The following is a 25,303-nucleotide window of genomic DNA, read 5'->3' as shown; positions in this document are numbered from 1 at the left end:
TAAACTTGGCCCTGCGCCGCGGGGGACACGCGGTGCAGGACGACGATGATCATGACCGAACAGGGCGAGACGGGTGAAGCCATCACCATCCTCCTCGTCGAGGACGACGCGCCGACCTGCTGGCGGCTCCAGGACGCGCTGGTCAAGGCCGGCTACGAGGTGCGAAGCGCCGGTACGCTGGGAGAGGCTCGTTCGGCGCTGAGCGCGGCTGTGCCGCGCGTGCTGCTCACCGATCTGCGGCTGCCCGACGGCCACGGCGTCGAGCTGATCCGCGAGACAAGGCAACGCTTTCCCGACACCGAGATCATGGTGATCTCGGCGCTCGGCGACGAAGAAAGTGTGATCTCCGCGATCACGGTTGGCGCCACCGGCTATCTCCTGAAGGATGCGTTCCCCACTGATATCGCCACCACCGTGCGCGATCTTGTCGCCGGCCATTCGCCGATCTCGGCCTCGATCGCCCGCTTCATCGTGCGCAGGACGCAAGGTTCCGCGCAGAATGCGGCCGAGCCTCCGCCGGGCCCCGCGCTCAACACCGCAAGGCTCACCCCACGCGAGATCGACATCCTCTGGGGCATTGCCAAAGGTTTCAGCTACGCCGAGATCGCAAGCCATCTCGGCCTGTCCCGGCAGACCGTGCCCGGCCACATCAAGAACATCTATCGCAAGCTCGAAGTGCACACCCGCAGCGAAGCGGTGTTCGAAGCGGTGCAGCAGGGCCTGATCAAGCTGTGAGCGAGATCGTGGCCAAGGCACCGGTCAAACCCGGGCGGCGCCGGCTGCTGGTCTCGCGTCTCGTGCCCTATCTGCTGCTGCAGGCGCTGATAGTGGTCGCGACCGTCCTCGGGCTGCGGCTGCTCCAGCCCAGCGACCCCGACGACTTTGCGCTGAGCGAATTCTCGCTGCGCGAGGACGGCGTGGCACGTCCCGTGACGCTGCCGCATTTCACGTCGTCACGCTATTCCCTGGCCGACCCGCCGCTCTACACCGGCGCCTTCACGTTCCGCCGCGGCGATGTCGCGTCGGGATGGTCGGTATTCCTGCCGCGCTTCAGCAACGCGGTGGAAGTCTCAATCAACGGCGTCGTCATCCTGGATTCCCGACGCGATGCCAACGCCAACCGACCCGACCGCAACACTCCGCAAATCGGGGCGATCCCGTCCTCGCTGCTGCGCGAGGGCACGAACGAGATCGCGGTACGGCTGTTGGTTTGGGGACCGCTCAAGGGCTTTCTCGACACCGTCTATGTCGGGCTGGATGCGGCCTTGCGGCCGGCCTACGAGACACGCACGCTGATGTTCGTCACGTTGCCCGTGGTGTTCTCCGCCTGGCAGTCGATCCTCGCCGTCATCCTGGCGATCATGTGGCTGATGCGCCGCCGCGAGCCGGTTTACGGCGTGCTGGCCGTGGCGATGGTACTCGGCGTAGTGCAGGCCTTTGCGCCGCCACCGGTGCCCCCCCTCAACACGTCCCGGCTCGCCGCGGTATTGCTCGCGTCCGCACCGATCGAGAGCGCCCTGGTCGTCGTCTTCGGCGTGCTGTTCTTCGGCTGGCGCTGGCCGCGCTACGGCATGCTGCTGTTCGCGCCGGGGCTCGTCGTGTTCGGCGTCGGACTGATCGCCGGCCCGCCGCTGCCGCGCATTCTGTTTCTCCTGCTTGGCATTCCTACCGTCGGTCTCTGCCTGCTCCTGATGGCCTGCGTCACCGCTGCCGCGGTGGTGCGGCGGCAGGACGCGGCAAGCTTCACGCTCGGCTGCGCGGTGACCATCGTGCTGATCTGCTGGGTCCACGACATGCTGTCGGTGTTCGAGATCGTGACCGACGAGCGCATCTTCCTCTCGCGCCTGTCCTACTCGGCGATGCTGGTCGCGATCGGCGCCGGCTTGACCTGGCGGTTCGCGCGCGCGCTGAACCAGGTCGACAGCTTTGCCGACCAGCTCGTGACGCGCGTACGTGAGGCCGAGGAGCGGCTGAAGGCGAGCTTTGCCCGCGAGGAGGAGCGCGCAAGGGCAGCCGCGCTCGCCAATGAGCGCACGCGGCTGATGCGCGACCTGCATGACGGCCTCGGCGGCCAGCTCATCAGCATCGTGGCACTGTCCGAGCGCGGGCACGAGGGCGCGACCATCACCGACGCTGCCCGTGCGGCGCTGAAGGACCTCCGCCTCGTCATCGACTCCATGGACGACATCGGCGGCGACCTGATGCTCGCACTCGGCTCCTGGCGCGAGCGAGCGACCGCGCAATTGCGACCGCACGACATCGCGCTCGACTGGCACGTGGCCACGCCGCAGGGGCTGCCGCTGCATCCCGAGCTCAGGCCATGGCATGTCATCCAGATCGTGCGCATCCTCGACGAGGCCGTGACCAATGCGGTCAAGCACGCACAGGCCCGCCGCATCGCGGTCACCATCGAGACGGTCGACGAAGGTCAGGGGCCGTTCGGTGTGATCAAGGTCGCGGATGATGGCAAGGGCTTTGCGAACGGTTCTGCGCCGGTCGGCAGCGGCAGAGCCACCGACGCGGGCCAGACCGCGCGGGGGCTTCGCAACATGAGGAGCCGTGCCGCGCGCTGCGGGGCGATGCTCGATCTGAGCTCGGATTCCTCAGGCACGCGCGTGCGGCTGCAATTGCCGCAGATTTTCCCCGACAGCGGTGCCGCCGTCGGCTGAAAAGCCCCCTCTCCGAACGTGTGGGACGCGCGGAGAGAGGGACGGGCCGGATGATTTGCCTGCGGAAGACGGGGGTTCGTCCGCAATGCTCCTTCGCCCGAACTCTTTCGTCTTTCTCAGCGCACGCCGACGCGATTGACCGGACCACCGCGATTCATCGGCGTGCCCGCGCGCACGCCGACACCGGGCGCACCGACCCCGGGTGTCGCGACCGCGACTGCGGCGGCCGGCGCAGCGACCACTGCCGCTCTCGGCCGCACCACGCAGCCCTTGGGTATGCCGACCGTCTTGCAATAGACCACCGCCTGCGCCGGGCTCGTGCCCAGCGAGACCGTCGCCGCACCTGCCAGCGCCAAAATTGTCAGCCCGGCGCTCAGCGCTCCCGCTCTTTTCGACATCTTGCTCTCCTGCTTCCCGTTCGGCGTCCCGATGCAATCACCGGGTCTCGCGGCCGACGTGCAGCCTGAATGACAAAAGACGGCGCGCTGATACATGCCATGAAAATGGGGGTACGGCGGCGGGAGGGGCTGGCCGATGCCATGAACATGGCATGGACCTGCGCCCGGCGCTCGCGAGATGGTCCGGCCCGCTTGATCCCAGGCGGGACCAACGACATTCCCAAGGAGGTGTTTTATGAAGATCTCGGTTCTTGCCGTGCTGCTGCTCGCCGCTACCGCCCAGACCGCCGCTGCGCAATCCGGTCCGACGCCGCAGGAGCAGATGACCTGCCGAAGCGACGCGAACAAATTCTGCGCCGAACATATCGGCAAGCCGCCACAGATGAATGCCTGCCTGCGCGAGAACAAGTCGAAGCTTTCGGACGGCTGCCGCAAGGTCGTGGAGTCACACGGCGGGTGAGTGCTCGCGTCCACAACACAAATCTCGGCGGCGTCAAAGCCGTCAGGCCATAGACGTCGATGCGCCGGTCATAGGTCGGGCGCGCGCACGACGGCGAGGATGGACGCTAATCGTCGTCGCCGAATAGCCTGATCTGCGGAAAGCCGCCGCGCGGCCTGCTCGGGACCTCGCGCGCATCGGCATCTTCGCGGATGTTGCGCGCGACGTCGTCCCAATCGGTGCGGTCGCGCATCCCACGCGGATCGCGGAAATCGTAGTGGCGGCGCTCGGCCCAGCGCTCACGGCGCTCCGTCCGGCGCCGTTCAGACGTGGCGCGCTTGACGTCAGAATCCCTGGCCTTGGCATAGGCGTTGTCGGATGAGGATGACGGCTCTGTCGATGCTTGCCGCTCGGCAGGCTTTGCGACTTGCGGAGGCGACGCCGGTGGCGGTTTCGGGGGCTCCACCGCTGCCGCCTGCGAAGGCTGTTGCGCTGGCTGTTCAGCGTTGGCTTGAGTGGTCTGCGTGTCGGGCTTCACCGCTTCGGACTTTGCCTCAGGCTTGGACTCGGCCTTGGCGTCGGATTTGGCTTCGGCCTGCGCTGGCGCGGCGACCATGGCGCCGAAGGCTTGCGAGCCGGTGAGATATTGCAGGCGCTCGGATGGCGCTTCCGTCGTGGCGGGCTTGGCGTCAGCGCGCTGCGCGATCTTGCTGGTATCAGGCCCCTGCTTGGGCGAGACCGGATTCATGATATTGCCGGCGACAATGCCGCCGCCGAGACCAATGGCGATGGCTGCGACGATGGTTCCTGCACCGACGAAATAGGCTGTCGAGGCGCGCATTGGTCCACTCCCTCTTTGGAGCGGGCAACGCTTGTCAATTGCAGGATGTTCCCGATATAGCCGCAGTTCCGGAAGGAACTTGCGCGTCAGATCTGCTGCGCCACCTTCTCGAGCCCAATGATGCGGGCGAGCTTGCGCACTTCCTCTTTCTGGTCGTCACGCAGCTGGAACAGCAGCGGCATCGCGGCCGACTTCAACTGCTGGACCTCGTCGCAATTGGGATCGATCGGCACGCCCTGCACGTTCGGATTGGACAGCTTGTTTGCCGAGATCTTGCGGACAACGTTGCGCAGCGCGGTCTCGACCGACGGCCAGTAATATTCCTGCGACGACGACAACTTCAGACGGTCCCTGATGCCCGCAATCTGTACGTCGGACAACAGCGAATAGGATTTCTGCGGCTGCGGCTTGGCGACGACCTTCGGCTTGGCCGGGACTTCGACGGCAGGAATCTCTGCAGCGGCCGGAGCCTCGTTCACGCTCGCCTTGGGCATCGGGAAATCGGATGGCGTGGCGGCGGCAAACGCCTGACGCAGCGGCTCGGTCAGCACGGGCATTTGCGAGAGCTTGTCCGCCGGAACCTGAACCGGGTCGATGGCGGCCGAGGCTAGCGCCAGCGTCGGAACCAGACGGTCGGCCTTGGCGGCCCGATTGGTTGCAAGCAGCTTGGGCGCCGGCGCCTGCGTGATCATTTCGGCGCTGACGCTGGGCACGCTATCGCGGCCGAGAATGGCGGTGGTGGCGGCGCCGAGGACGAGGAAGCAGGTCAGCACGACGATGGTGATGGCTTTCGACAAACGTCTCTCCGCAACCGGCTTCAAGTCCACGTGATCACTGCCCGCAAACTGGGCGAAAATTAAGGCTTAACCGTGCCATCGCGGCGGCAATCGCGCGGACTGCGGCGACATGATCTGGAAAGGTCAACAAAATCAAGCAGCTAGCGCCAGATCGTAAGCGTCCTGGATGTCGGCCACGATCTCCGAGGCCTCCCAGACTCCACGCGGCTCGACCGATTGCAGCGCCACCGTCCAATTGCCGCCCCGGCGGGTGCGGGGGACGCTGACGATGTCGAAGCGAACATTGCGGCACAGCGGGTGGCGGGCCAGCGCATGGGCCACGCGAACGCGAATTTCGTCCAGCGAAGCCGCCGTCTTGGCGTTGAGAAAGTCGAAGTCCATCGCCTGTCCCTCTCGGTCCTGATTGGCGCCTGAGGGGATTCTGGGCGATCGATGGTTAATCTGCCGTTAAGTGACCGCTTCTAAGGAGCGCTCGACTAACTGTGATGGAGGGGACGGGCCCTGTCGGTCTCCGGTTTTTACGGGGAGAGGCGGCCACCCGCCTCTCGATACTCCGCGACCGTCCGCGCGACGAGATCGTTGGCCTCCATCACTTCGGTTACACCCGATATCGAATGCCCGCCGCTCCAGATATCGCGCCAGCGCTCGGGGCGGCTCTCGCGCGCGTTGACTTCGATGTCCTTGCCGACGTCGATTGCACCGCGCGCCGGCAGATCGTCGGGGTCGAGACCGGCTGCCAGGATCGACGGCTTGAGCATGCTGGTCTGCAGGCCCGTGAACGCGGTGGTCAGCAAGATGTCGTCCGCGCTGCCGTCGACCAGCATTTGCTTGTGACGCTCATCCGCCATGCTCTCCCGCGTCCCGATGAACTTCGTACCCATGTAGCCGAGATCGCAGCCGAGCACTTCGGCCGCGCGCAATGCGTGGCCGTCGCTGATGCCCCCCGCGAGCACGATGATGCCATCGTAGAACGCACGCACCGCGCGGACGAAGGCGAACGGGTTGAGCCAGCCGGTTTGCCCGCCCGCGCCGGCGGTAAGCAGCACGAGCCCGTCGGCACCTGCTTCCGCCGCGCGTTCGGCGTGGCGGATCGAGGCAACATCCGCAAGCACCAATGCGCCGACGTCGTGCAGCGGCTTGAGCACCGTCGTGGGCGAGCCGACCGAGGTGATGACGATCTCCGGCCTGTGGTGCAGCAACACGGCGAGATCCTGCTCCAGCCGTGCATTGGAGCGGTGCACGATCAGGTTTGGGCAAAGCGGCGCGGCCTTTCGGCCGGTTTGATCTTCATGCCGCCGCAGCCGCGCTTCGATGTCGGTGAGCCATTCATCGAGTTGTTCGGTGCTACGGCAATTCGCGGTGGGGAAGCTGCCGATCACGCCGTTGCGGCAGGCCGCGACCATGAGCTCGACGCCCGACACCAGAAACATCGGCGCGGCAATCAGCGGCAGGGCGAGACGACCGTGGAAATGTTGCAGCCGATCTGACGTCACGCGTGCCTCCCTCGCGCGGGCTTAGTCGTTCCATCCCGCATTCCCTGTGCTAGCGTCGCGGTAAACATTGGCACGCCGGAAGCCGATAACAAAGCAGCGAGGAAACATATGTCCGATCCGCTCCATGCATCGTCCCCGACTTGCGCGCAGGCGCTGCGGGCGCTGTCGCGCTATCCGGGCCGAACCGCGTTCGCGTGGCCCGGCGGATCGCTGAGCTATCAGGGCACCATCGACCTGATCGGGCGCATCCAGGGCGTGTTCATGCGGCTTGGATTGCAGCCCGGCGCGCGGGTCGCCTTCCTCACCGCGAACCGCGCCGACACCTGGTGCGCCGGCGTTGCCGCGCAATTGTCGCGGCTCTGCGTCACCTGGCTGCATCCTTTGGGATCGCCGGGAGACCAGATGTTCCAGCTCGAGGATTCCGAGGCCGAGGTGCTGGTGGTCGATGCGGCCGCCTTCCACGATCGCGGCGGCGAGCTCGCCGCGCAGGCGACCTGGCTCAAGGCGGTGTTCACCACGGGACCGGCCAACTATGGCGTCGATCTCTTGCAGGCGATCGAGATCGAAGGCCATGCCAGCGCGCATTGCCTCGCCCGACCCGACGACCTCTCCACGCTGAATTACACCGGTGGCACCACCGGCAAATCCAAGGGCGCGTTGCGCTACCACCGCGAAAATGCCGGAGCCGCGGCCGCGATCCTCGCCGACTTCGAGATTCCCGATGGCGCGCGCTACCTCGCGGTGGCACCGATCAGCCATGTCGCCGGCACGAAAGTGCTACCGACCTTGATGCGGGGCGGCACCGTGCACATGCTGAAGGGTTTCGATCCCGAGGCGGTGCTGGGGACTATCGCACGCGAGCGCATCAACTTCACGCTGTTCGTGCCGACCATGGTCTATGTGCTGCTCGATCATCCCGCATTGAGCAGGACCGACCTCTCCTCGCTCGAGCTGGTGCTCTACGGCGCCTCCGCGATGTCGCCGAGCCGGCTGGTCGAGGGCATCGAACGGATCGGGCCGGTGTTCTCGCAGCTCTACGGCCAGACCGAATGCTACCCAATCTCGGTGCTGCGCAAGGCGGATCACGATCCCAAAAGGCCCGAACTGTTCCTGTCCTGTGGCTTCCCGATCGCGGCGTGCGAGGTCAAGATCCTCGACGACAACGACCAGGAGGTGAAGACGGGCGAGGCCGGCGAAATCTGCGTGCGCGCTCCGCATGCGATGGCGGAGTACTGGAAGCGGCCCGACACCACCGCCGAGACGCTCAAGAACGGCTGGGTGCACACCGGCGACATCGCTCGTAAGGACGATCGCGGCTACATGTTCATCCTCGACCGCAAGAAGGACATGATCGTCTCCGGCGGCTTCAACATCTTTCCGCGGGAAATCGAAGACGTGCTGTCACAGCACGCCGATGTGGCCATGGTTGCGGTCGTCGGCATCCCCGACGAGAAATGGGGCGAGGCCGTGACCGCTGTCGTCGTCCTGCGCGAAGGCGCAAAACCTGACGCCGATGAACTGATCAATCTGGTGAAGACGCGAAAAGGCTCGGCTCATGCACCGAAGCAGATCCAGTTCGTCAAGCAACTCCCGATGACCGGCGTCGGCAAGGTCGACAAGAAGATGCTGCGCGCGAGCTTTTGGAGCGGGCGGGGCCGGATGGTGGGATAGATAAGGTGCCTCACCGCTTCTCGATCACCAGGCTTTGCACGGCTCGGCCGAAATAGCCCTGCCGGTCGGCGAGCCGCGACATCGCAAGCCCGGCACCATCGGGGCCGATCCAGGAATCACCGTCGAGCAGGATCCATTCGCCGACCGGCTGGCGCGCAAAGCTCACGGTGAGGTCAGCGTTGATGTAGGTCCAGGCGCGGAAATCGAGCGACGAGGCGGTGCCGTTGGAAAAATCGGCCGCGACCACGGCGCGCGTCGCCTGGGAGAGCGGTTCGCCCGCGATCAGGGGATGGTCGACGCGAAACCAGATCGCGCCGGCGCCGGCTTGCCCGAAGCGGCCGCGCGCAGCGCGCATCGAGACTGAACGTACGAACGGGCTGGTAGCGGCATGACCGTCCTCGAGCAGCGAGTCCTCCGGCGACGGCAGCGTAACCGGCAGCGCCTTGACGTGCTCGGGCAGCGTCAGCGCCTGGCGCTTGATCTTGAGCACGGTGGCGCCGACCACCTGGACGCCGTCGGCGAGCAGCTTGACTCCGCAGAGCTGGATCTTGCGGCCCTCGCGCAAGATCTCGGTCGCGATCGTGAGTGGTGCCACCGGCACCGGGCGCATCAGGTCGATGGTGACGCGCGCGATGTCCATTGCAACTGGCGTCGGAATGCGCTCAGCCGCCCACGTCACCAGCGCGGCCGGCGCCGAACCGTGCTGCATACGCCGGTCCCACGGGCCCGCGGCATCCGGGCTGGTGACGACGCTGTCGCCGTCGATGCGGTAGATGGGAGGCATCGTTTCTCCGTGATGCACATTCGGTGCTGAGCAAAAGCTGTCGTCCCGGCGAAGTTCACAACGGCGGATCGACCGCCTCGTCGTATTCCTTCTTGAAGCGCGCGATCATTTCGGCGGCTGGCACGATGCCGTCGATGCTGCCGACGCCCTGGCCCGAACCCCAGATTTCCTTCCAGGCTTTTGGCTTGGCGCGCTCGCCGGAGGCGTCGGTGCCGAAGTTCATCTTGGAGGGATCTGACGTCGGCAGGTTCTCCGGATCCATACCGGCGGCGAGAATCGACGGCTTCAGATAGTTGCCGTGCACGCCGGTGAACAGGTTGGAATAGACGATGTCGTCAGCCGTCGCGCCCGCGATCATCTCCTTGTATTTGTCGACGGCATTGGCTTCCTTGGTGGCGATGAAGGCCGAGCCGATATAGGCAAAGTCGGCGCCAAGTATGCGCGCGGCGCGGATCGCCTTGCCGTTGCCGATCGCGCCCGACAGCGCGATCGGGCCGTCGAACCATTTTCGCGTCTCGGCGACGAACGCCAATGGCGAGATCGTGCCGGCATGGCCGCCGGCGCCCGCGGCGACCAGGATCAGGCCGTCGGCGCCCTTCTCGATCGCCTTGTGCGCAAACTTCTGGTTGATCACATCGTGGAAGACGATGCCGCCCCAGCCGTGCACGGCCTGATTGAGCTCCTCGCGTGCGCCGAGCGAGGAGATAATCATCGGCACCTTGTACTTGGCGCAAAGCTGCATGTCGTGATCGAGCCGGTTGTTCGACTTGTGCACGATCTGGTTGACCGCAAACGGCGCCGACGGCTTGTCGGGATGCGCGCGATCATAGGCCGCGAGCTCTTCGGTGATGCGCGCCAGCCACTCGTCAAGCAGCTCCGGCGGCCGCGCGTTCAGCGACGGAAACGAGCCGACCACGCCCGCCTTGCACTGCGCGATCACGAGATCGGGCACCGAGATGATGAAGAGCGGCGAACCGATCACGGGGATCGACAGGCGTCCCTTGAACAAGGCAGGCATGGACATTGCGAGACGATCCTCTGTTGGCGGTCACATCGAAGTTGGGAGCCATACCAACAAGGCAATCTTTCCACTGTCAAGTATTGCGTTTTAGCGCCGTGGAGGGACGCCGTTACCGCAATTCCAAGCCGCGGAATTCAGCGCGGACCGACGACATCACGCAAGCAAATCCGGATTGATCAGCCGCTCGAACGAGAACATCTCGTCCCATTTCTCCTGGGTCAGCAGCTTGCGCTCGACGACGACGATCTGATGCAGCGACTTGCCGCTCTTGTAGCCCTCGCGCGCGATCTCGGCGCATTCCTTGTAGCCGAGCAGCGGCTTCAGCACCGTGACGATACCGAGCGAATTCAGCACCATGTTGCGGGTGTGCTCCTCGTTGGCAGTGATGCCGACGACGCAATTCTCACGCAGGCTGTTGACCGCGCGCTCCATGGTGCGGATCGAGAAGAACAGCGCGAACGAGATCACCGGCTCCATCACATTGAGCTGGAGCTGACCCGCGGACGCCGCGAGCGTCACGGTGGTGTCGAGCCCGATCACGAGGAAGCTAGTCTGGTTGACGACCTCGGGGATGACAGGATTGACCTTGCCGGGCATGATCGAGGAGCCCGGCTGAAGCTGCGGCAGGTTGATCTCGTTGAAGCCGGCACGCGGGCCCGAGGCGAGCAGGCGGATGTCGTTGCAGATCTTGGTCAGCTTGCTCGCGGTGCGCTTGAGCACGCCGGAGAGCTGCACATAGGCGCCTGTATCCGACGTCGCCTCCACGAGATCGCCTGCTAGGATGAAGTCGACGCCGGTGAGCGCGCTCAGATGCCGGACCGCGAGCTTGGGATAGCCGTGCGCCGCGGTGACGGAGGTGCCGATCGCGGTGGCGCCGAGATTGATCTCGCGCAGCAGCGCGCGGGCCTCGGAGATTCGATCGACCTCCTCGCCCATGGTGGTGCCCCAGCCGCGGAATTCGGCGCCGAGCGACATCGGCACCGCGTCCTGCAAATGGGTGCGGCCCATCTTCAGCACGCGCTCGAACTCCCTGCCCTTGGCGAAGAACGCCTCCTGGAGCTGACGCAGCGCCGTCATGTAGCTCTCGAGCCGCAGGATCAGCGCCAGCCGAAAGGCGGTCGGATAGGTGTCGTTGGTGGACTGGCCGTAATTGACGTGATCGTTGGGGCTGACGTGCTGGTAGTCGCCCTTGGCAAAGCCGAGCGATTCCAGCGCGAGATTGGCGATCACCTCGTTGGCGTTCATGTTGGTGGAGGTGCCGGCCCCGCCCTGGATGAAGTCGGTGACGAACTGGTCCATCATATCGCCGGCGATGACGCGATCGCAGCCCACGATGATGGCTTCCGCGACTTTGGTGTCCACCGCGCCGAGATCGCGGTTGGCCATGGCGGCGGCCTTCTTGACGTAACCAAGCGCCTTCACGAAGTAAGGCTCCTGGTTCATCGGAATGCCGGTGATGTGGAAGTTCTCCTTCCCGCGGATGGTCTGGACGCCGTAATAGATGTCGTCGGCGATCTCACGCTGTCCGAGGAAGTCCTGCTCCGTGCGGCTCATGGGCGCTCCTTGCTTGCTCGCGCGACGTCCTCAGTTCTGGCACAGCGCGCTGGTGACGAAGGTATCAGTGCGGCAGTCATCCGGTTTGCGTTGCCTGCCCGGGATCAGAACCTTGGCCGAGCACTTTTCCGCGGAGTCGGCATTCAGGCTCTTGCCTTCCGTGTAGCCCTTGCTCTGGCAGAGTTTGTCGGCGGCGAGCTTGCAGTCGGGCGCGCCGTTCGACGAGGCCGGACAGGCCACGCGTCCCGACACCATGGTCGACGGCTTCGCCAGGCGCGACAAATCGTTCATGGTCTCGCTCGGGCTTTTGATCGGCGGCAGGATCGAGGGCAGCTTTTCGAACAGCTTGCCCATTTCGTTGATCAGCCCGGGGTTTTCCTCGTGCGCCGGCGGCGACGAAGGAGCTGTCGAGGGCGCCGGTGCGGCCTGCGGTCCTTGCTCCTGCAAGCCGAGCGCCGGCGGTGCGGATTGCGGCCATCCGGTACCGCCGGCAGCGAGCAGGACCGAAAGCGCCGCAAATGTCAGCGTGCCCAGTCGCAGGACCGGATTGCCGGATCGAAGCATCATGGCGGCAACCGTAGCCGAACGAGGCGCGGTGGCAAAGCGCCTTGGGCGTTAGATCAATTTGATTGCGACGACAAAGCCGAGCACGAGCACCGCGGCGCCGATTGCCACCACCAATCCGAGATGCTTCTCGATCTTGATCCGGATCCAGTCGCCGTAGCGGTTTAGCAGGATCGCCACGATAAAGAAGCGCCCGCCACGCGCCACGATCGAGCACAGGATGAAGAGCCCGAGATTGTAGCCGGCAAAGCCGGACGTGATGGTCACGAGCTTGTAGGGGATCGGCGTGAGGCCCTTGAGCAGGATGATCACGGCGCCCCATTCGGCATAGGAGGCGCGGAAGGCGTCGACCTTGCCGCCGAGGCCATAGACTTCGATCAGCCAATGGCCGACCGAGTCGAAGAGCAGCGCACCGATAGCGTAGCCCAGAAGGCCACCCAGCACCGACGTCGCAGTGCAGATCGCCGCATAGACCCAGGCGCGTTGCGGGCGCGCCAGTGACATCGGGATCAGCATCACGTCCGGCGGGACGGGAAAGAAGGAGCTTTCAGCGAAAGCCACGGCGCCCATGATCCAGAGCGCGTAAGGCTTGTGAGCGGCGTCGATGCACCAGTCGTAAATACGTTTCAGCATGGCGCCGCGATGAAGCACCATGGGACGGATTTGTCCATGCCGAGATGGGACCGATTTGTGCCAATACTAGTGGCGCTTGCGCGCGGTGCGGCCTTCGAGCGCGACGATTGGCCGCCTGGCGGCGACACGCGGTGACGCAACTTTGGGCAGTTTCATAGCCGACTTCGGCAGTTTCTCGGCGATGCCGAGCATGTCTTCACGCCGCGTCATCTCGCGCCAGACGTCCTCGGGGCGCACGCCGGCCGAGGCCCAGAGCACGGTCAGATTGTAGAGTAGATCTGCGCTTTCCCGGATCACGGCTTCGCTATCGCCGTTGACCGCGTCGATGACGACCTCGATGGCCTCTTCAGCCAGCTTCTTCGCCATTTTTGACGGGCCGCGCTGAAACAGCCGCGCTGTGCGCGATGTTGCCGGATCAAGGTCCCTGGCCGCGAGCACAGCCAGATATAGCCGCTCAAGCGAATCACTCATGTACGCGACGCTACTCTAAACCCATGGCCAGCGCGTTAACGCGCGATAGTAGAGCCCAAAAAGGGGCCGCCGCGGCAAGCACGACGGCCCGTTTGTGGTCAACCTTTTGTTGTGGCCAAAACTAGTAGCAGTTGGTGCGGTGGCCTTGGCCGCAGAGCTCCGACGGAGCCGTGCCGCCGTAACGCTGATACTGGTAGTTCGGGCCGGGTCCGTAATACGGGCCGTCGCCGTAATAGGCAGGGCCGCTGTAATAGGCGGGGCCGCCATAATAGGGGCCATCGTCATAGGCGTAGGCGTTGCGGGTCGCGGCGATCGCAAGACCGGTGCCGACGATGCCGGCAAACGCTGCAGCAGCCGCCGCGCCACCGCCGCCACCATGCCAATGACGGCCGCCCGCGTAGGAAGCGGTCGGGGTTATTGCGGTCAGCGCCAGCACCGCGGCGGTAGCGAGAACGGCCTTACGGCCGGCAAATCCTGAAAATCTGTCAAACATGTCCTGGACCCTCCTTGGGACCTCGAATGGTGCCTGATGACAGGCTCGTGTCTCTCAAACACCCGCATCCCATGTTGGGTTCCCCAACCCCAACACAAGCTGAACGGGGTTGCGTGATCGTGACGCAACCGCCGCTCATCCGCCGTTCATGTTGGCGCGAACAAGCTTGTCGCCAGCCGGCGCTCCGAGCGTCACCAAGCCATAACAACACCGGACCGGCGCGACTGATGTTCGAATTCACGACAATTGCTCTTCGCGGTCTGCTGGCCGCTGCAATCTCGCTTGCGGTGCTGACTGCGCGCGATGCTACCGCGGCCGAGACCGTCGTGCCCTCCATTGCGATCCACTTCACCTTCGACCGCCCGATCGATGCGAGCATGGCGCCGTTCTTTCTTGCCGCCAAGGACGGCAGCTTCGGCGCCGAACGTCTCAACGTCTCCTTCAGCAGCGCGGCCGGATCGCCGGAGGCGCTTGCGCGCGTCGCCAAGGGCAACAGCGAGCTCGCGCTCGTCGACATCAACGAGCTGATCCGCTTCCGCGACAAGGATGCGACCCCGGTCAAGGCGGTATTCGTGCTGTTCAACCGCGCGCCCTACGCGATCGTCGCCCGCAGGAGCCGCGGCATCCACCTCCTGCCCGACCTGGACGGCAAAACCGTCGGCGTTGCCGATAGCGATCTGTCGATGCGGCTGTGGCCGGCGCTGGCGCAGCAGAACGGCATCGACACGGCTCACGTGAAATTCCACAAGATCAGCGCCGCGGTGCGCGAGCCGATCCTCTCCGCGGGACAGGTCGATGCCGTCGCCGGCTTCAGCTATCTCTCGGCAGTGAACCTGCGCGACCGCGGCGTGCCAGGCGGCGATCTCGTCGCGCTTCGCTATGCCGATTATGGTTGCGAGGCCTATGGCTTTGCCGTCGTGGTCAACCCGGCTTTCGCCGCGGCCAAGCCGGACACCGTGAAGGGATTCGTCCGCGCATTGATCGCCGGCATCAACGCGACCGTCAAGGACCCGGCGCGTGCGGCGGACGAAGCCGCGAGCCGCATCGACGGCGGCGATCGCGATCTTGAGCTGGAGCGGCTGCGCACCGTCCTCGTCGACAACATCCTGACGGACGAGGTCCGTCGCAACGGCCTCGGCGACATCGACCCGGCGCGCATGGATCGCGCGATCGACCAGATCGGGCAGGATTTCAAATTCCGCAACCGGCCGGCGGCGGGCGACATCTTCGACAGCGGGTTCTTGCCGCCAGTTGCAGGGCGGTTGATCAACTGAGCAAAACCGACAGCTTCCGCTATATCTCACGGGCGATCCCTGATTAGAGTATGCGCTCACTCCGTTCCAGCCGCCCGAGCTCCTCGCCCATGCCCATTCTCCGCCTCTACACCCGCGTTCTCGAGCTGCTCGGTAAGGAGGCACGGCTGGGCTGGCTGCTTGCGGTCGTCAATCTCCTGCTTGCGGGCTCGCAATTCGCCGAACCGGTGCTGTTCGGCCGGATCGTCGATGTGCTCTCCGGCAAGACGGTCGCAGGCTCCAACTCGGCCTGGCCGTTCCTGGTTGCATGGGTCGCGTTCGGACTGTTCACCATCGTCTGCAGCGCGGTCGTAGCGTTGCAGGCCGACCGGCTCTCCCACCGCCAGCGGCAGGCGGTCCTGACGGACTATTTCGAGCACATCCTGCAGCTGCCTCTGACCTTCCATTCGGGCACCCATTCGGGCCGGTTGATGAAGGTGATGCTGAACGGCACAGATGCGCTGTGGCGGTTATGGGTCGGCTTCTTTCGAGAGCATTTTGCCGCGATCCTCTCGGTCGTGGTGCTGCTGCCGCTATCGCTCTACCTGAACTGGCGGCTTGCAATCCTGCTGTTCGTGCTCTGCATCGTCTTCACCGCGCTGACCACCTTCGTGGTGCGCAGAACCTTCGGCATGCAGATGGAGGTGGAGGAGCACTACAGCGAGCTCTCCGCGCGCGCGTCCGACGCCCTTGGCAACGTCGCGCTGGTGCAGAGTTTCGTCCGCGTCGAATCCGAGGTGAAGGGCCTGCGCTCCGTCGCCGACGAGTTGCTAGCGGCGCAAATGCCGGTGCTGTCGTGGTGGGCACTCGTCACCGTCATCACGCGCGCCTCCACCACGATCACCGTGCTCGCGATCTTCACTTTCGGCATCGCGCTGCACGACCAGGGGCTGACCTCTGTCGGCGAGATCGTCATGTTCGTGAGCTTCGCGACGCTTCTGATCCAGAAGCTGGAGCAGGTCGTGAGCTTCATCAACAACGTGTTCATGGAAGCCCCGCGCCTGCGCGAGTTCTTCAACGTGCTCGATGCGGTTCCTGCGGTGCACGACCGGCACGACGCGATCGATGCGGGTCGGCTCTCCGGCCTCGTCGAATTCAACGACGTCACCTTCTCCTATGACGGCAAGCGGCCGGCGGTCGAGGACCTCTCCTTCACCGCGCTTCCCAGCCAGACCATCGCACTGGTCGGCGCGACGGGCGCCGGCAAGTCGACGGCGATTGCGCTGCTGCATCGCGCCTTCGATCCGCAGTCCGGCCTCATCAGGATCGACGGCATGGACGTGCGCGGGGTGACGCTGACATCGCTGCGGCGGAACATCGGCGTGGTCTTTCAGGAGGCGCTGCTGTTCAACCGCTCGATCGCGGAGAATTTGCGCGTCGGCAAGCCGGACGCCACCGAGGCCGAGATGCGCAAGGCGGCGGAGCGCGCGCAGGCGCTCGAATTCATCGAGCGCAGCGGCGGCTTCGAGACCAATGCCGGCGAGCGGGGCCGGATGCTGTCGGGTGGTGAGCGCCAGCGGCTGTCGATCGCACGTGCACTGCTGAAGGATCCGCCGATCCTGATCCTGGACGAGGCGACGAGCGCACTCGACGCCGTCACCGAGGCCAAGGTGAATACCGCTCTCGACGAAGTGATGAAGGGCCGCACCACCTTCGTGATCGCCCACCGTCTCTCCACCATCCGCAATGCCACGCGTATCCTGGTGTTCGAGAACGGGCGCGTGATCGAAAGCGGAACTTTCGATGAACTCGTGGCCAAAGGCGGCCATTTCGCCGACCTCGCCAGGGCTCAATTCATGGTTCAGGAGAACGCACGGGCCAGCGTGACAGCGGCTGAGGCTGCCGCGACGGCCGCCAAGTCGCCTTAACAAGCCGCCTTGGCAAGTCCCCATCGTATCGTCGAAATTCGGCCCATTTCATTGCGGAATACCCGGCTGATGCCCCTATTCCCGACGCACCAGCCGGTATAGGTTTGCGGCGCCGCAAGCGGCGGCGCTGGATTTCAGAACCGAACATCAGATCACGAGAGCCGACCGGAACCGGCGGGTCTCCAAGGACCGGAATCGGATAGTGCACGCTCTTCGCCCGCTGCTTCGTCAATCCCTGTTCAACCTGTTCGCCGCGGCACTCGCGTGTGCCGCGTTGCTCGCGCCGCGCGCGGCGAGCGCCGAAGCGCTGCTCCTGATCGAGGCCGATAGCGGCAAGGTGCTGCAGGCGGAGAACGCGACCATTCCCTGGTATCCGGCTTCCGTCACCAAGATCATGACCGCCTATGTGACGCTGAAGGCGGTCAAGGACGGCAAGCTCACACTCGACACACTGCTCACGGTTTCGCCGACGGCAGCCTCGCAGTCGCCCTCGAAGATGGGCTTTCGCCCGGGAACGCAGCTTACCGTCGACAACGCGCTCAAGATGATGATGGTGAAATCGGCGAACGACATGGCCGTCGTGCTCGCCGAAGGCGTTGGCGGTTCGATCGATGGTTTCTCGGCGCTGATGAACGACACGGCGCAGAAGCTCGGCATGACGCAGACGAGCTACGTCAATCCGAACGGCCTGCCCGCCGACGGACAGATCACCTCCGCGCGGGATCTTGGCATTCTCGCGCGCTCGTTCCTGCGCGACCTGCCCGAGTACGAGTACTTCGTGCACATTCCGGCAATCCGCTTCGGCAAGCGCGTCACCGGCAATTTCAACAAGCTGATCGGCCGCTATCCCGGCGCCGACGGTTTCAAGACCGGCTTCATCTGCGCCTCCGGCTACAATCTCGTCGCGTCGGCCACCCGCAACGGCCGCCGGCTGATCGCCGTCGTGCTGGGCGCCAACTCCGGGACCGCGCGCGCGGTGAAGGCGGCGCAGCTGCTGGAGCGCGGCTTCTCGCAAGATAATCTCACCTGGCTCCGCCCCTCGCTCGGCACCGTTGACAAGCTGGTCCCGGTCGACGCCTCGCCGCCGAACCTGCGTGACGACATGTGCGGCGGCCATCGCAAGCGGCCGGCCAGCGACGATGACGACGCGCTGATCGCGGCCAATGGCGGCACGTCCGGGTCCGCCTCGGCCACCGGCGGCGAAGCCCAAGTCACCTTCTTCACGGCCGGGCTTCAGCCGCCTCTGATGAAGGCCTCCGAGCTGATGGCCTCGGCCCCGGCGGCGGCCGAGCCCGTGCTGGTGTATACCGGTCCGACCCGCACCGGGACCGCCCTGATCGCGGCGGTCGCGGCCGATGCCGACCAGCAGGCCACGCCAAAGCCGCGTGGCAAGAAGTCGCGCGTCGCCAAAAAGCCCGACGCGGCAGACAAGCCGAAGGATGCCAAGACGGCGGCGGCGAAGCCCGATGCCAAGACGGCGGCGGCCGCAAAGCCGGCCGACGGCAAGTCCGCAGCTAAGCCGGCCGGTACCAAGCATGCCGCAGCCAAGCCCGATGCGGTGGCAAAGCCTGCGGTGAGCGGCGAGGCGGCCAAGCCCGCCAAGCCCAAGGCCGCGACCAAGCCCGCCAAGCCCGCCAACAACAGTTAACAGCCGACGCGAGGCGAGACCGCGCCGCACTTCGCAGTTGCGGCAGCGCCATTTGCAAGGATTCCGGTAGCCACTCCCTGACGTTTGTCCTAAGCCTCGACCGCTTGCCACCCGTTCCGGCAGGCTCGATACTGACGGCAACGAGGCAAGCCCGAGACACAACGGGCTCTGGTCAATGAGGGGAGTTTCCATGGAGCGCATCTGGCTTAAGCAATATCCGCCCGGCGTCCCCGCCGATATCGAGCCGACGCAATATTCATCGCTGGTCGACCTCCTGGAGGAGAGCTTCGCCAAGTTCGCCGACCGCAAGGCGTTCATCTGCATGGACAAGTCGATCAGCTATCGCGACCTCGACCAGATGTCGCTGGCGATGGCGTCCTATCTGCAAGGGCGCGGCCTGCAACGCGGCGCCCGCGTCGCGATCATGATGCCGAACGTGCTGCAATATCCGGTCGCGACCGCAGCCGTGCTGCGCGCCGGTTTCGCGGTGGTCAATGTCAATCCGCTCTACACGCCGCGCGAGCTCGAGCACCAGCTCAAGGATTCCGGCGCCGAAGCCATCATCGTGCTCGAGAACTTCGCCCACACCGTCGAGCAGGTGATCGCCAAGACGCAAGTCAAGCACGTCATCGTCGGCAGCATGGGCGACCTGCTCGGCTTCAAGGGAGTGATCGTCAATCTGGTCGTCCGCCGCGTCAAGAAGATGGTGCCGGCATGGTCGCTGCCGGGCGCGGTGTCCTTCAACGACGCGATCTCCGCCGGCCGCTCTCTGGCCTTCAACAAGCCGAAGCTGTCACCCGGCGACGTCGCCTTCCTGCAATATACCGGCGGCACCACCGGCGTGTCCAAGGGCGCCACCCTGCTTCATCGCAACATCGTCGCCAACGTCCTGCAGAACGACGCCTGGCTGCAGCCGGCGATGGCCGCGCCGCCGCATGTCGATCAACTCATGGTCGTTTGCGCGCTGCCGCTCTATCACATCTTCGCGCTGACAGCCTGCTACCTTCTCGCGGTGCGCGCCGGCGGCTGCAATCTCCTGATCCCCAATCCGCGCGACATCCCGGGCTTCATCAAGGAATTGGCGAAGTACCAGGTCAACAACTTCCCTGCCGTGAACACGCTCTACAACGGCCTGATGCATCATCCCGACTTCAAAAAGCTCGACTTCTCCAAGCTGAAGATCTCGAACGGTGGCGGCATGGCGGTGCAGCGCCCCGTCGCCGAGCAGTGGAAGGCCATCACGGGCTGCTCCATCGCCGAAGGCTACGGCCTGTCGGAGACATCTCCGACGCTGACCTGCAACACCACGACCAATCCGGAGTTCAACGGCACTATCGGCATCCCCGTGCCCTCGACCTGGATCTCGATCCGCGACGACGACGGCAACGAGATGCCGCTCGGCCAGCCCGGCGAGATCTGCGCCAAGGGCCCGCAGGTGATGTCGGGCTACTGGAACAGGCCGGAGGAGACGGCCAAGGTGATGACCGCGGACGGCTATTTCCGCACCGGCGACATCGGCATCATGGACGAGAAGGGCTACACCAAGATCGTGGACCGCAAGAAGGACATGATCCTGGTCTCCGGCTTCAACGTCTATCCGAACGAGATCGAGGAAGTGATCGCGAGCAACCCCGGGGTGCTCGAATGCGCCGTCATCGGCATTCCCGATTCCAAGTCGGGGGAGGCGGTGAAGGCGTTCGTGGTCAAGAAGGACCCGAACCTCACGGCGGAGGCCCTGGTCAAGTTCTGCCAGGAGCAGCTGACGGGCTACAAGGTGCCCAAGCACATCGAATTCCGCACCGACCTGCCGAAGACCAATGTCGGCAAGATCCTGCGGCGGCAGCTGCGCGACGAGAAGAAGGCGGAGGCGGCGTAAGCGCCTCTTTCGTTCATGACCGACGACGGCAACATCAGTCCGGCCGGCATCCTCGCCTTCTGGCGCGAGGCCGGCCGCGATGCCTGGTACGAGCGCAACGACGCATTCGACGCGGAGATCAGGCGCCGCTTTCTCGCGCTGTGGCAGAAGGCGGTCGCCGGCGAACTCTCGTCATGGGAGGCGACCGATGAGGGCGCACTCGCGCTCGTCATCGTGCTCGACCAGTTTCCGCGCAACATGTTTCGCGGCACGTCGCAGGCCTTTGCCAGCGATGCGCTGGCGCGCGACGTCGCCCGCCGCGCCATTGCGCGGGGCGCAGATCAAAGGATCGATCCGGTCCTGCTCGAATTCCTCTATTTGCCCTTCATGCATTCCGAGCACCTGCCCGACCAATTGCACTGCGTCGCGCTGTTTCAAAACACCGACAATGCCGAAAATCTGAAATACGCGCGTGAGCACGCCGACATCATCCGGCGGTTTGGCCGCTTCCCCCACCGCAACCATCTGCTCGGCCGCGACACCACCCCGGACGAGCAGGCCTTCCTCGACGGCGGCGGGTTCGCCGGCTGATGACATAACGGTGAAGGGTCCCGCCCTCACCGCCTGCCCTACCGGCAACATTGTGCAGCGCCGCCGCACGGTCTAAAAAGCGGGACCGATTTTCAGGGAGACTGACGATGGCGATCCAGACTGGCGACAAACTGCCCGAGGCGAAATTCCGCGTGATGACGGCCGAAGGCCCGCAGGTGAAGACCACCGACGACATCTTCAAGGGCAAGAAAGTGGCGCTGTTCGCGGTGCCCGGCGCCTATACGGGCACCTGCCACAAGATGCATCTGCCGAGCATTTTCCTCAACGCCTACGCCCTGAAGGACAAGGGCGTCGACACCATCGCCATCGTCTCCGTCAACGACGCCTTCGTCATGAACGCCTGGAAGCGCGATACCGACCAGCGCGACGAGGCCATCTTCCTCGCCGACGGCAATGCCGACTTCACCAAGGCGATCGGCATGGAGCTCGACGCCTCCGGCAACGGTCTCGGCATCCGCTCCAAGCGCTATTCGATGCTGGTCGAGGACGGCGTGGTCAAGAAGCTGAACCTCGAGGCGATGCCCGGCAAGGTCGAGGTGTCCGGCGGCGATACGCTGCTCGGGCAGCTGTAAGCTTTAGACGCCGCTTTCAGCCACAAACGACTCTGTCATGCCCCGCGAAAGCGGGGCATTCAGTATTCCAGAGCAGTTGTTGTTGAATCGAGAGGCCGCTGCGTACTGGATCGCCCGGTCAAGCCGGGCGATGACGGCGGAGCATGAGGAAGGAGCGCCGACCGCGCGCCTACTCCGCCAGCCTCTGCTGCAACCGCGCCTTCACGATCCCGTCGCGCGCGAGCTGGTCGGCGCGTTCGTTCTCGGGATGGCCTGCGTGACCTTTGACCCAGTGCCACCGCACGTCATGGGCCTTCAGCGCGGCATCCAGGCGCTGCCATAGCTCGACATTCTTCACCGGCTTCTTGTCGGCGGTGCGCCAGCCGTTGCGCTTCCAGCCGTGGATCCAGCCGGTAATGCCCTGACGGACATATTGGCTGTCGGTATAGAGATCGACCGTGCACGGCTTCTTCAGCGCTTCCAACGCGGAGATCGCCGCCATCAATTCCATCTGGTTATTGGTGGTGTGGCGCTCACCACCGTTCAGTTCTTTTTCCTTGTCGCCGAACTTCAGGATCGCGCCCCAGCCGCCGGGCCCCGGATTTCCCGAGCAGGCGCCGTCGGTGTAGATCGTGACAATCGGAAGCTCGCTCACGCCACCAGCCCCGACGGCATCAGCCCGTAGTCGCGCACGCTGGAAACGCTCTGGTGGAAGCGCAGCTTGCGGACATATTCCAGCGGATCCTTCGGCCGAACCAGCGCGCCGGGCGGAACGTTGAGCCAGTCGACCAGCCGCGTCAGCAGGAAGCGCATCGCAGCGCCGCGCGCGAGCAGCGGCAGCGCTGCCTCTTCCGGCTCGGACAGCTTTCGCACGCGGCCATAGGCATTGAGGAAGGCCCGCGCCTTGGTGACGTTGAAGGAATGATCCGGCTCGAAGCACCAGGCGTTGAGGCAGATCGCGACATCATAGGCGAGCCAGTCATTGCAGGCGAAAGTGAAGTCGATGATCCCTGACAACTTGTCGTCGAGAAAGAAGACGTTGTCGTTGAAGAGGTCGGCGTGGATCACGCCTTCGGGCAGAAGCGTCGGCCAGACCCCGCTCTCGAGGTAGTCGAGCTCTTGGCTCAGGAACGCGCGCAGGCCGGGCTGCACCTCGTCGGCCCGGTGTGATGCGGCATCGAACAGCGGCCGCCAGCCCGGGACCGACAGCGCGTTCGCACGCCTGATCGCGAAATTCGCGCCGGCCAGATGCATCCTGGCGAGCCCCTCGCCAACGCCGGCGCAATGGACCGCGTTCGGCTTGCGCGGCCAGACGCCTTCGAGAAAGGTGATGATCGCGGCCGACCGGCCCGACAGCTCGCGCAACGCCTCGCCGTCCGTTCCCTTCACCGGCAGCGGGCAGTTGACGCCGTGCTCGGCAAGATGCGTCATCAGCGCGAGGAAGAACGGCAGATCGTTCTTCGCCACGCGCTTCTCATAGAGCGTGAGGATGAACGACCCCTTGGTCGTATGCAGCAGGAAGTTGGAATTTTCGACGCCCTCGGCGATGCCCTTGTAGGAGAGCAACTCGCCGAGATCGTATTGGTTGAGGAAGTCCGCAAGCTCGTCGGCGGCAACGTCGGTGTAGACCGCCATGAACGTCTACTCGGCGGCGGCTTCGGGGCGCACCTGGCGCGGCAGCGGGAAGAACTCGTTCTCTTCCGCGGCCGAGACCGTCTCCACATGCAGCGTGAAGCGCTCGGCGAACGCGTCCATGATCTCCTCGACGATCACTTCCGGTGCCGAGGCACCCGCGGTGATGCCGAGGCTGGTGATGTTCTCGAACCGCTTCCAGTCGATTTCGGTGGCGCGCTGCGCCAGCACGGCGATCGGGCAACCCTCGCGTTCGGCGACTTCGCGCAGGCGCTGCGAGTTCGACGAGTTCGGCGCACCGACCACGATCAGGGCGTCGACCACCGGCGCCACCTTCTTCACCGCGAGCTGGCGGTTGGTGGTGGCGTAGCAGATGTCTTCCTTGTGCGGCCCGTTGATGTTCGGGAAGCGTTCCTTCAGGAGCGCCACGATCTCCGCGGTGTCGTCGATCGACAACGTGGTCTGGGTCACGAAGGCGAGGTTGTTCGGGTCCTTCGGGGCGATGGTCTTGGCGTCCTCGGCAGTCTCGATCAGGGTCACGGCGCCGGTCGGGAGCTGGCCGAGCGTGCCCACCACCTCCGGATGATGGGAATGCCCGATCAGGAAGATCTCGCGGCCGCGCTTGAAATGGATCGCGGCCTCGCGGTGCACCTTGGTGACCAGGGGGCAGGTCGCATCCAGCGAGAACAAATTGCGGGAGGTGGCGTCGGCCGGGACCGATTTCGGCACGCCATGGGCCGAGAACACCACCGGCGCGGTGGTGTTTTCCGGGATCTCGGCGAGTTCCTCGACGAAGATCGCGCCCTTCTTCTTCAACCCATCGACGACGTATTTATTGTGCACAATCTCGTGGCGAACATAGACGGGGGCGCCGTATTTATCGAGCGCCCGTTCCACGGTGTCGATCGCCCGGACCACCCCGGCGCAGAAGCCACGGGGAGAACAAAGCACGATCTTGAGGTCTGGTTTGGCTGACATTGAGCGATCTCGGGACCGAATCACCTCGCCAAATGGGCGGGAAGCGGTCGATGGATGAACAGGGCTTGGGTACGGTCTTACAGAGACTTCAGAGGGAATTGGGCCCCCTTTCGGGCGCTGTCAAGGCACTATCTATAGCAGAACCATTGCGTGGCTAGCCCCTCCGGGCTTATATAGCGCGAATTCCCAGTCATCGCTGATGACCACCGGTTTCGCCTCCAAAGGGGTGGGCGAAGCACAAAGGAGATTTGCCATGAGCAACGCACCTCTGATGCCCAAGGCGACCGCCGTCTGGCTGCTCGACAATACCGCGCTGACCTTCGATCAGGTCGCCGATTTCACCAAAATGCACCCCCTCGAGGTGCGCGCGATCGCCGATGGCGACGCCGCCCAGGGCATCAAGGGCATGGATCCCCTTTCCAATGGCCAGCTGACCCGCGAGGAAATCGAGAAGGGCGAGAACAACCCGGACTACCGGCTCCGCCTCCAGGAGAGCAAGGTGGTGCTGCCGCCGCAGCCCAAGCGCAAGGGCCCGCGCTACACCCCGGTCTCGCGCCGCCACGAACGCCCGAGCGCCATCCTCTGGCTGCTGCGCAACCATCCCGAGCTCAAGGACGCCCAGATCATGCGCCTGGTCGGCACGACCAAGAGTACGATCGCGAGTGTCCGCGATCGCACCCACTGGAACACCTCCCAGCTGACGCCGATCGATCCCGTCACCCTCGGCCTCTGCTCGCAGATCGAGCTCGATTTCGAGGTCGCGCGCGCGGCGAAGGAAAAGCCGATCGACGCAGCCTATGGCGGCGCCACTTTGCTGCCGGCCTCAGAAACCACCAAGAAGGACGAGTACGAACCCGCGGAGAGGTCCAGCGACGATCTCAACGTCGATGCTGTGTTCGCCAAGCTGAAGACGCTCGGCGGCAAGAAGCAGGACCAGGAGGAGGAGTAATCCTTCCACTTCAGTCGTCATCGAATGCAAACGCGGCGGGGAAACTCGCCGCGTTTTTAGTCTGACGCAAGAAGCTTCAGCAACCTCGTC

26 protein-coding genes are annotated in these 25,303 nt (G+C 64.8%); 11 read left to right on the top strand and 15 right to left on the bottom strand.

Features of this window, described 5'->3' with window-relative positions:
* Positions 1-51: 51 nt before the first annotated feature.
* Together IVB07_RS03600 and IVB07_RS03595 are read left to right on the top strand one after the other, a co-directional pair.
* A complete protein-coding gene (locus IVB07_RS03600; protein WP_018453158.1) occupies positions 52-735 on the top strand; it encodes a response regulator transcription factor in 684 nt (227 codons plus the stop codon).
* Positions 732-2,669, top strand: coding sequence for an ATP-binding protein (locus IVB07_RS03595; RefSeq protein WP_247299254.1), 1,938 nt, complete (start codon positions 732-734; stop codon positions 2,667-2,669). Before IVB07_RS03600 ends, IVB07_RS03595 begins: the two co-directional genes overlap by 4 nt.
* A gap of 116 nt (positions 2,670-2,785) precedes the next feature.
* Here the strand turns inward: IVB07_RS03595 and IVB07_RS03590 are convergent, their stop codons facing one another.
* Complete coding sequence (locus IVB07_RS03590; protein ID WP_026232471.1) at positions 2,786-3,067, bottom strand: hypothetical protein; 282 nt, start codon at positions 3,065-3,067, stop codon at positions 2,786-2,788.
* 235 nt (positions 3,068-3,302) lie between these two features.
* Between IVB07_RS03590 and IVB07_RS03585 the strand changes: the two genes are divergently transcribed.
* The gene (locus IVB07_RS03585) at positions 3,303-3,527 is read left to right on the top strand and encodes a cysteine rich repeat-containing protein (protein ID WP_018453155.1); all 225 of its coding nucleotides are present in this window, start codon (positions 3,303-3,305) and stop codon (positions 3,525-3,527) included.
* A gap of 106 nt (positions 3,528-3,633) precedes the next feature.
* Here the strand turns inward: IVB07_RS03585 and IVB07_RS03580 are convergent, their stop codons facing one another.
* The 4 genes from IVB07_RS03580 to IVB07_RS03565 form a co-directional block, all read right to left on the bottom strand.
* Positions 3,634-4,347, bottom strand: a complete 714-nt coding sequence (locus IVB07_RS03580) for a hypothetical protein (protein WP_018453154.1) — start codon at positions 4,345-4,347, stop codon at positions 3,634-3,636.
* A gap of 86 nt (positions 4,348-4,433) precedes the next feature.
* Entirely contained in the window at positions 4,434-5,144 is a 711-nt protein-coding gene (locus IVB07_RS03575) for a hypothetical protein (RefSeq protein ID WP_018453153.1), read from the bottom strand.
* Between the two features lie 132 nt (positions 5,145-5,276).
* Positions 5,277-5,525, bottom strand: a complete 249-nt coding sequence (locus IVB07_RS03570) for a hypothetical protein (protein WP_018453152.1) — start codon at positions 5,523-5,525, stop codon at positions 5,277-5,279.
* A 137-nt stretch (positions 5,526-5,662) separates the two neighbouring features.
* Positions 5,663-6,637, bottom strand: coding sequence for a nitronate monooxygenase (locus IVB07_RS03565; protein WP_018453151.1), 975 nt, complete (start codon positions 6,635-6,637; stop codon positions 5,663-5,665).
* Between the two features lie 108 nt (positions 6,638-6,745).
* Here IVB07_RS03565 and IVB07_RS03560 point away from each other — a divergent pair, with 108 nt between their 5' ends.
* Positions 6,746-8,308: an AMP-binding protein gene (locus IVB07_RS03560; protein WP_247360883.1), complete on the top strand. Its 1,563-nt coding sequence runs from the start codon at positions 6,746-6,748 to the stop codon at positions 8,306-8,308.
* A gap of 10 nt (positions 8,309-8,318) precedes the next feature.
* Here IVB07_RS03560 and IVB07_RS03555 read toward each other — a convergent pair whose 3' ends face one another.
* The 7 genes from IVB07_RS03555 to IVB07_RS03525 form a co-directional block, all read right to left on the bottom strand.
* Positions 8,319-9,092: a thioesterase family protein gene (locus IVB07_RS03555; protein WP_247299252.1), complete on the bottom strand. Its 774-nt coding sequence runs from the start codon at positions 9,090-9,092 to the stop codon at positions 8,319-8,321.
* 55 nt (positions 9,093-9,147) lie between these two features.
* Entirely contained in the window at positions 9,148-10,116 is a 969-nt protein-coding gene (locus tag IVB07_RS03550) for a nitronate monooxygenase family protein (protein WP_018453149.1), read from the bottom strand.
* A gap of 150 nt (positions 10,117-10,266) precedes the next feature.
* Positions 10,267-11,667 (bottom strand): aspartate ammonia-lyase, encoded by a 1,401-nt coding sequence (locus tag IVB07_RS03545; RefSeq protein ID WP_018453148.1) that lies wholly within the window; start codon positions 11,665-11,667, stop codon positions 10,267-10,269.
* 30 nt (positions 11,668-11,697) lie between these two features.
* Positions 11,698-12,234: a hypothetical protein gene (locus IVB07_RS03540; protein ID WP_018453147.1), complete on the bottom strand. Its 537-nt coding sequence runs from the start codon at positions 12,232-12,234 to the stop codon at positions 11,698-11,700.
* A 48-nt stretch (positions 12,235-12,282) separates the two neighbouring features.
* Positions 12,283-12,885, bottom strand: coding sequence for a YqaA family protein (locus tag IVB07_RS03535; protein WP_085385485.1), 603 nt, complete (start codon positions 12,883-12,885; stop codon positions 12,283-12,285).
* Positions 12,886-12,930: 45 nt separating this feature from the next.
* Complete coding sequence (gene hisE, locus IVB07_RS03530) at positions 12,931-13,335, bottom strand: phosphoribosyl-ATP diphosphatase (RefSeq protein WP_007597487.1); 405 nt, start codon at positions 13,333-13,335, stop codon at positions 12,931-12,933.
* Positions 13,336-13,456: 121 nt separating this feature from the next.
* Positions 13,457-13,828, bottom strand: coding sequence for a hypothetical protein (locus IVB07_RS03525; RefSeq protein WP_018453145.1), 372 nt, complete (start codon positions 13,826-13,828; stop codon positions 13,457-13,459).
* Between the two features lie 227 nt (positions 13,829-14,055).
* Here IVB07_RS03525 and IVB07_RS03520 point away from each other — a divergent pair, with 227 nt between their 5' ends.
* The 6 genes from IVB07_RS03520 (at position 14,056) to IVB07_RS03495 (ending at position 21,675) form a co-directional block, all read left to right on the top strand.
* Positions 14,056-15,102, top strand: a complete 1,047-nt coding sequence (locus IVB07_RS03520; RefSeq protein ID WP_018453144.1) for an ABC transporter substrate-binding protein — start codon at positions 14,056-14,058, stop codon at positions 15,100-15,102.
* An 89-nt stretch (positions 15,103-15,191) separates the two neighbouring features.
* A complete protein-coding gene (locus IVB07_RS03515; protein WP_247360881.1) occupies positions 15,192-16,988 on the top strand; it encodes a glucan ABC transporter ATP-binding protein/ permease in 1,797 nt (598 codons plus the stop codon).
* Positions 16,989-17,190: 202 nt separating this feature from the next.
* Positions 17,191-18,636 carry a D-alanyl-D-alanine carboxypeptidase family protein gene (locus IVB07_RS03510; RefSeq protein ID WP_085361117.1) on the top strand — a complete coding sequence of 482 codons (1,446 nt, stop codon included), beginning with the start codon at positions 17,191-17,193 and terminating at the stop codon, positions 18,634-18,636.
* 190 nt (positions 18,637-18,826) lie between these two features.
* Positions 18,827-20,512 carry a long-chain fatty acid--CoA ligase gene (locus IVB07_RS03505; protein WP_018453141.1) on the top strand — a complete coding sequence of 562 codons (1,686 nt, stop codon included), beginning with the start codon at positions 18,827-18,829 and terminating at the stop codon, positions 20,510-20,512.
* A gap of 15 nt (positions 20,513-20,527) precedes the next feature.
* Positions 20,528-21,082, top strand: coding sequence for a DUF924 family protein (locus tag IVB07_RS03500; RefSeq protein WP_018453140.1), 555 nt, complete (start codon positions 20,528-20,530; stop codon positions 21,080-21,082).
* 107 nt (positions 21,083-21,189) lie between these two features.
* A complete protein-coding gene (locus IVB07_RS03495) occupies positions 21,190-21,675 on the top strand; it encodes a peroxiredoxin (protein ID WP_018453139.1) in 486 nt (161 codons plus the stop codon).
* Between the two features lie 169 nt (positions 21,676-21,844).
* On the opposite strand, the gene rnhA is transcribed toward IVB07_RS03495, so the two are convergent.
* Genes rnhA through ispH form a run of 3 tightly spaced genes read right to left on the bottom strand, consistent with a single transcriptional unit; the run spans position 21,845 to position 24,264 of the window.
* Positions 21,845-22,309: a ribonuclease HI gene (gene rnhA, locus IVB07_RS03490; RefSeq protein ID WP_018453138.1), complete on the bottom strand. Its 465-nt coding sequence runs from the start codon at positions 22,307-22,309 to the stop codon at positions 21,845-21,847.
* Positions 22,306-23,289, bottom strand: coding sequence for a homoserine kinase (locus IVB07_RS03485; RefSeq protein WP_247360879.1), 984 nt, complete (start codon positions 23,287-23,289; stop codon positions 22,306-22,308). The genes rnhA and IVB07_RS03485 overlap by 4 nt, the downstream gene beginning before the upstream one ends.
* A gap of 6 nt (positions 23,290-23,295) precedes the next feature.
* Positions 23,296-24,264, bottom strand: coding sequence for a 4-hydroxy-3-methylbut-2-enyl diphosphate reductase (gene ispH, locus IVB07_RS03480; RefSeq protein WP_007597506.1), 969 nt, complete (start codon positions 24,262-24,264; stop codon positions 23,296-23,298).
* Positions 24,265-24,517: 253 nt separating this feature from the next.
* Between ispH and IVB07_RS03475 the strand changes: the two genes are divergently transcribed.
* Positions 24,518-25,213, top strand: a complete 696-nt coding sequence (locus IVB07_RS03475; RefSeq protein WP_007597507.1) for a cell cycle transcriptional regulator TrcR — start codon at positions 24,518-24,520, stop codon at positions 25,211-25,213.
* Positions 25,214-25,303 lie beyond the last annotated feature (90 nt).

It is taken from the genome of Bradyrhizobium sp. 172, from assembly GCF_023101065.1.
GTDB lineage: Bacteria > Pseudomonadota > Alphaproteobacteria > Rhizobiales > Xanthobacteraceae > Bradyrhizobium > Bradyrhizobium canariense_D.
The sequence above is the reverse complement of the archived record's forward strand: the minus strand, read 5'-3'. Positions and strand labels throughout refer to the sequence as shown.